At 58.0% G+C, this 6,955-nt stretch carries 4 protein-coding genes; 1 reads left to right on the plus strand and 3 read right to left on the minus strand.

The genetic code is table 11. The features are described 5' to 3' along the window. Nucleotides 1–731 precede the first annotated feature (731 nt). The 3 genes from MUB52_RS22385 to MUB52_RS22395 form a co-directional block, all read right to left on the minus strand. A complete protein-coding gene (locus tag MUB52_RS22385; protein ID WP_263846380.1) occupies nt 732–1,133 on the minus strand; it encodes a hypothetical protein in 402 nt (133 codons plus the stop codon). A 99-nt stretch (nt 1,134–1,232) separates the two neighbouring features. Then, complete coding sequence (locus MUB52_RS22390) at nt 1,233–4,820, minus strand: M10 family metallopeptidase C-terminal domain-containing protein (protein WP_263846381.1); 3,588 nt, start codon at nt 4,818–4,820, stop codon at nt 1,233–1,235. Between the two features lie 89 nt (nt 4,821–4,909). Further along, on the minus strand, nt 4,910–5,500 hold the full coding sequence (locus MUB52_RS22395) for a hypothetical protein (RefSeq protein ID WP_263846382.1): 591 nt from the start codon (nt 5,498–5,500) through the stop codon (nt 4,910–4,912). A gap of 980 nt (nt 5,501–6,480) precedes the next feature. Between MUB52_RS22395 and MUB52_RS22400 the strand changes: the two genes are divergently transcribed. After that, the gene (locus MUB52_RS22400) at nt 6,481–6,912 is read left to right on the plus strand and encodes a GNAT family N-acetyltransferase (protein WP_263846383.1); all 432 of its coding nucleotides are present in this window, start codon (nt 6,481–6,483) and stop codon (nt 6,910–6,912) included. The last annotated feature ends 43 nt before the right edge of the window (nt 6,913–6,955 follow it).

A 6,955-nucleotide genomic window follows, 5' to 3' on the forward strand; every position in this document is an offset into this window, starting at 1 on the left:
TGACCATCGAAGCTGGCTGTATTGCCAACCTGTCGAAAGACGTGGTTGGCATGTCAAACGTGTTCTATCAACGAAGCCGCCAAAATCATGGGAAAAGCGCGGTTCGTTCTGAAAACCATCGAAGTAGCCTGTCCCAAGTTATCTGATTTTACGGAAATCCAGTGCGGGCATGTCCGATTGAACTGCGGAACGGCCTTCGCCAATCACAAGGTGGCGCCGCATTGGCCGAGTTCGCGACGTCATACACAAGTGTCTCGCTTGACATTTCGGTACCAGATCAACGCATCGATCCAATTGCCGACCCGATGAACTTCACGCTCCGCGTGGGCGACTTGGCCGATCGCAGCCTGGTCTCTCTCCATTCCTCTGGGCACGGTCGCTCGCGTCATCGTCGCAAGTCCTGCGTGCCTCACCAAACATGGCCACAAAGTCCTGTTGTGCTGAAGATAGGAAACGATTGATCGTCTGCCTTTCAGTCATCGGGACGGGGATCCAGACATGTACTCAGGTCGAAGTCTGTGGTGGGGAAGCTGCGCCGCGGCGTTAACTGATCATGTGGGCGGGCCGCAAGTTCCAAGCGGCAAAGTCGCTCAGGTTCAGCACTCTTGGTTGCTTTGATCCCCAGTTCCGGGAGCATACGCAGCCACCAGGCGGCGAAAGACGCACCGAATGGACGAGATGTTTGACCTATTTTCGGCCTTCGCACCGCTGTGCCGCTAGAGCTTGACCCGTCAATACATAACCGTGTTCAGCGCAACGGAAACGGGTCGGCCAACTTCGACCTGTGCGCTCCCACGCGCAAGCAGCCAGCCGTCTTGGCGTTCCAAAAGCGCAACAATCCGTAAGTTAGGCGAAGGGGATGAGCCTGCGGGCCACACCAGAGAAAACGTAACTTCGCGAGATTTGCCGTCGCTTTCGATGCGTTCTTGTGAGCCGCCAAGCCGCGTCTTGGTTTGAACGGCCGGGTCCTCCAGAAAGACCTCGATTTGGCCTTCCGGGATGACCTTGCCACCGTGATATGTCACGCCGCCGCGTATGTCTCTTGATTGAGCCCCTCCTGCCCTGGCAACCCAGGAGATCACTATTGACACCATCCCCAAAAATAAGGTGCGGCGATTGATCTGGAGTGTCATAGCAGCATCTTCCCTCGTTTTCCCTCGGGTAACAGATCGTCTCCACGGAGCGTGCTGGCCCTGGAAAGGGCGCATGGAAAGCGCCCCCTCCATAGCACATCAGATAATAATGAAGTTGTCTGCCGACAGGTCCAGACTGCCACTCAATTGTGCAAATTGGATTGCATCACCATCCCCTGATCCATCCGCGTCATAAGACAACGCGCCGTCGTCGGTGCTGTAGAGTATGCGGTCGTCGCTATCGCGGGCGACACCCGCCACACTGCTGTGGAACGCACCGAATGACAGGGCGCGGCCATCGCCCAAGTCCTCGAAGATGAGACTGTCGAGAAGAATGAGATCCTCAGTGACGTCGAAGTCGCGGATCAGGTCGATATTGCCCTCGCCCAGCTCTGTCGAAAACCGGAAGGAATCCTCGCCCATTCCACCAAAGAGCGTGTCGGCCTCAAGCCCACCATCCAGCAGGTCGCTACCACGGCCTCCGGACAAGACATCTGCACCTGCCTCCCCTGGTTCAGCGGGCGCCGGCGGCAAGTCGACCGAGACATTGAGCCTATATGTCGAGCCCTCGGGGACGGCCTCGGTCCAGCCGCCTTCTTCGGACTCTGCCGTCCAACTGCCTTGCAGGATGTAGTAGGTTCCGGTTTCTTCGACGACATGAACCGTGCTTGAGTCGCGTATGGAGGTCGAACCAGGGTCACCACCGCCGTCGTCATTTTCGGCGACGATGTCGCCATTGCTGTCCAGCAGCCGGATCCAACTGTCGTGCACGTTCGGGTCGGCGATGCCATCGACGTCGATTGAGAGGATCGTACCTGCTGCGAGGTCTATGCTGTAGTAACCACCCTGGCCATTCCCCGTCGCTTCGACGGTGGTGTGCAGCACGGTCGTCGAGTCGAAGATGTCAGGGTCCTCTTCCAGCGAGAAATTGTCCGAAATGTCGAATGCCGTTGCGATTGAATTGTTCGTCGCGTCCGGTCCAAGTGTGACGTAGCCTGTGCCCATCCCCGGTGTCGGGAGCGTGTCGCCCTGATAGGCGAAATCGCCAAGCAAGGTGTCGTCTCCGCCACCGCCACGCAACGTGTCATCGCCCCCCTGTCCCGTCAGAACATTGGCGGCATTGTCCCCGATCAGCCGATCATCGAAGCCGGAGCCAGAGAGGTTTTCGATTGAGACAAAGCTATCTCCTTCGGATGCATCACGACGCAGATTGAGCCTCACACCGCTGGTCGCGTCGGAGTAGTCCGCAGTGTCGCTGCCAGCGCCGCCATCCAGCATGTCGCCGCCACCGCCGCCGGTCAGCGTGTCGTCGCCATGCCCGGCAGACAGCTCGTTGATCTGGTCGTCTCCAATCAGCCAGTCATCGTAAAACGAGCCTTCCACATTTTCGAAACCGACCAGAATGTCGTGCCTGATGGCCGTGCCGCGACCGACGATCTGAACGGGTCCGTCAGCATCCCCACCGGTGGCCCTGCCATTTGCGAGGTCGACCGTGACGCCACTTGAGCTGTCCCTGTACACGACCGTATCGGTACCTTCGCCCCCGTCCAGATAGTCCTGACCGGCGCCGCCGATGATCATGTCATCGCCACCTTCACCGTAGAGGATGTCACCATCTCTGCCGCCGTCCAGCGTGTCGTTGCCATCACGGCCGTTGAAAACATCTCCGCCGCCCTGACCCATGAAATGATTATCTGCCGAGGTTCCGATAAAGCGGTCGATGCGGTCATCGGATCCGATCAGACCTTCGATGTCATAGAACGTGTCGCCCGATGCCGTGCCACCATTGGCAAAGTTGGTTTCAAGATTGACGATGAGTTGGAATGGGCTCTCGCGGCTGTAGTCGACGGTGTCATGTCCCGCACCGCCCCTGAACACATCGACGCCGGCCTGGCCGCTCATCATGTCGTCACCGTCGCCACCGTCGAGCAGGTCGTCGCCCTGCCCACCCAGAATGGTGTCGTTGCCATCGCCGCCATAGAGCGCGTCGTTGCCATCGTCGCTCTCGGTCTGGTCTTCAAGATCGGCAATATCGATGGTGTTGTTGATGTCGCGGCTGGCAAGAGAATCCGTGCCGCCAATGATGATGTCATCGCCGCCAAGCCCAAAGATAGTGTTATCGCCTGCGCCGCCCTCGATCGTCTCGTCGGTCTCGTCACCGAAGATGATGCTGGTCAGGGTGTTGTCGCCAGAGCTGGGAGGTGTTTCGCCGCCGTCCTCTTCCCGTTCGGCAATCGTGCCGTCGACGTAGATGATGTTTTCGACATTGGCGATGCCTCCAATGTCGAGGCCTCTGGACATGACGATGACGGTGTCGTTACCGCCACCAGCCTCTTCGCGCACAATGTCATGGAGGGAGTCGACAAAGTAGGTGTCGTCGCCGTCACCCCCCGCCATGCGGTCGCCGCCGCTGCGGCCATCCAGTACATTGTCGCCGTCATTCCCGATCAGAATGTCGTCGTATTGACTGCCGATCCCGGTTTCGATGTAGTATTCGGTTTCGTCCTCATTGTGGCCCGCGAAGATGGATACGTTGTTGTTGTGGCCATTCACGCTGGAAAATTGCCCGGCGCGCATGTCGAGGATCGTGCCGGCGATCGAGCCGGAAAAGTCGATCGTATCGGTGCCGCCGGTGTCGTGGATGACAAAGCCGATATCGCGTGTCATCCCCGACGAGGTGAGTTCGTAGCCATACTTCGTGCTGTTGAACCCATAGACATCGTCACCGGTGTTCAGGTTGATGGTCTGATAGGTCCGCGCGCCGTCTTCGTCCACGGTCGAGAAATAGGTGCGGATGACCGCTTCGATATCGCCCATCAGTGGGGTCGCCGCGGACCAGCGCGTGTCCTGACCCACATCGATCCCGTCGAAATAGGACATGACGCTGTATTGCTGGCGATCATAGATCCAGGTGGCGTTGTTCAGATAGTTGATCTGTACGCCCCCGGGGCCGCTGTAATTGTAAAGTCCGGGGTGATTCAGGCCGAATTCATGCCCATACTCATGAATGAACGTATCAAAGACATAGCCGCCGATGTCGGTCAGGTTGGGTTCGCTATCATGAAACCGCTGGCCGACACTGATGTATCGGTCGCTGGAAAACGCGCTGCCATCAAATCGCTCGCCAATCTCCGGGCTAACGACCTCCATCCAATCCGTGTTTTCGTCGTAGGGCGCATCATCGACGATTTCGAACTCGAACGGCGTGACTGACGCCCACATCTCGAGCGCGCCAACAGCTGCGTCCTGGTAGTCGGGGTGGTTGCTGAGCTCGGACAGGTTGATCCGCAGCGGTTCTGCGGCGATGTCCGGCGTCAGGCTTCGCGGCAGTGCGCCGAGATAGTCGAGATAGGCTTCGTAATCGTCACTCTTGCCAAAAGGATTGGCTGGCGTCTGGTCATTGACCCACCATGTCTCACTTGCGTTGTCGATACCGGTTTCTGCGTTGGTCGACGCTTGGCCCGAGCCTTCATCGGCGGGCAAAGCTGATGCATCGGAGGCATCCGCGGAGCCGCCCGACCCGACAGACGCCGGGGTGCTTTCGTCGCGGGTCGCCAGGTCAGCCACCGCCACCTGAAGGGCGGCCGCCGCCCCCAAGTCCACTTGCAAGCCACTGTTTTGCAAACCGATCTTTCCAAAGGCAGCCTCTTGATCGGGGCCATACCCCAGTTCACACATCATGCACATTTTTGATTGTCCTTCTTTGAAGATGTCCGTTTCGGAGGTTCAGGTTGGTCGGGAGGAACGCGGGGCGTTCAGGTGTTTTGGTGGTCACGTCAAAAAGTGATTGGTCTCCTCGCATTTGGGGCAGCCGATCGAGGTAACGCGTGGATGCAGAGCAGACCACCGACGCCGCGCGCAGCTACGACTCTCAGCTTTCCTGGTGTGTGAGCGGTGACCGCCAACATCTCGTGCAGGGTGGTGCGCCGCGTTGCCGTCTCTGGGTGGAATGCTGCACTGCCAAGGCTGGTATGATCGCGGCCGAATGGATCGAACACATAGCCAGTGAAATTGGTACGGTTCGACGCTGCGTCGTGGGACCGTTGTTTTGTGACAGTGTGACGCGTGTTCGGAAGACCACCGCTCCCCCCGTCAGCGCCGACGGTCCGCAGCCGGACGGTGTCGTCACCATAAGGCGCATTGCCGGCAGCGTCGAATGCCGATGAGGTCACGAACGCCCGCATATCCTGCACATCACTTGCCGATCCTTGAAATTCCGGATGGGTTTTGAGTTCTTCAGCATCGGTCCTGCGTGGCTGCGCAAAAATAGTCGGCGCAAATTCGCAGCTTTCGTTTTTGTCAAACGGGTTGCCCTGTATTGGCCCGCTACCCCACCATTTGCCGTTCGCGTCGAGCGGAGATGGCATCTTTGGACACTCCTCGGAGAACAACCGTAAGATGTGACGGCCGCCCAGGTTTGACGGAGCCAGGTATCAACTGGCTTCGAAGTGCTGAAGTCGATGGCAAAGCGCTGACTGAAAAATCTGACACCTTCGTCAATGGAAGATGCTGTATTCCTCGGAGAAAAAAATTCTACCTACAATTGAATTTTCGAGATTTTGGCTATTGAGTTCAACTGGAAATGTGGATCGCGTCGCGATCGGCGAAAATTGGCTTGGCGTCTGGAGCAGGCGGGTGAATGCGCGTTTCACCGCTTGGTTCAGAACTGGGTTCGCCTTGACCACACCAGATCAAGGATAGAGCACTGGCGTGATCTTGTTCTCGTGGGGTGGCCCGGCTTGCTTGTTGGTGCCTCGTGGGCCTCCGGTCCATTGGAAAGACGGTTTCAGGCGCAGGCGGGCGGTAGCCCTAACTGTACGCCAAAGCGTGTATGAAGCGAAGCCCAGAATACGGACCAACTAGCTCCTTGCATCCTCGTGGCTGGTTGCGTTGAGGCGCCGCCACCAGTTGAAGCCGATCCTGACGCGACCGCGGCGAATGGCGGCAAGGGTTCCGCTGACTGTCCCCAAATCAGTCGCCGCCGCGGGCCAAATCTGTGCGGACTCTGTTGCCTTGCGCTGGGATTGTTCCAATGTCCGATGCCTGCAGTTTTGGTTGGCGATACGTCCCACCAACAAACGCTCAGAGAAATCTAACATAACACCACACCCGGAAGCGCAGGTCGCTTCCGGGTGTGACTTTGTCAGACGAACCTAGGCTTGGGCCTCTTCGCTATCCGATCGGGTGCCCGCATCGCCGATTGCGATTGCGATTGCGGCTGTGCGGACAAACCTACCATTTGAGGTGACAAGGTGAATGTCCACTTGAGTGCAAAGGGCGAGAATAACCTCTACCAGTTGACGGTATGTGCGCACCGCACATAATGGTCCTAAAGGGTGGGAGCACCATGATTGAGTATGAAACCAAACCGCTCGATGCGAGCACTTGGGATGACTTTGCGGGCCTCGTTGAGGAAAACAACGGTGTCTGGGGCGGGTGCTGGTGCATGTGGTATCACGGGAAAGGGAGTGCAGACGCCTCGGCGGAAGAAAAGCGCGCGATGAAAGAGGCGCGCGTGAAAGCAGGCGAAGCGCACGCCGCTCTCGTCTATCACGACGATAAATGTGTTGGTTGGTGCCAATTTGGCTCGCCGACTGAACTACCGCGCATACATAACGCGCGGGCTTACCAAAAAGATAATCCCAACCTGCCGGACTGGCGCATTACATGCTTTTTCTCCGGGAAAGGGCATCGAGGCCGTGGCATCGCATCCGCGGCCCTTGCGGGAGCAATCGCGCAGATCAAGGCACTAGGGTCAGGACTCATAACCAATAGATGACTGTTGCTGCGAGAGCGATTGCGGAGAGGAAGACCTTCGGACA

The organism is Roseobacter sinensis, assembly GCF_025755255.1.
In the GTDB taxonomy this organism is placed as follows: Bacteria; Pseudomonadota; Alphaproteobacteria; order Rhodobacterales; family Rhodobacteraceae; genus Roseobacter; species Roseobacter sinensis.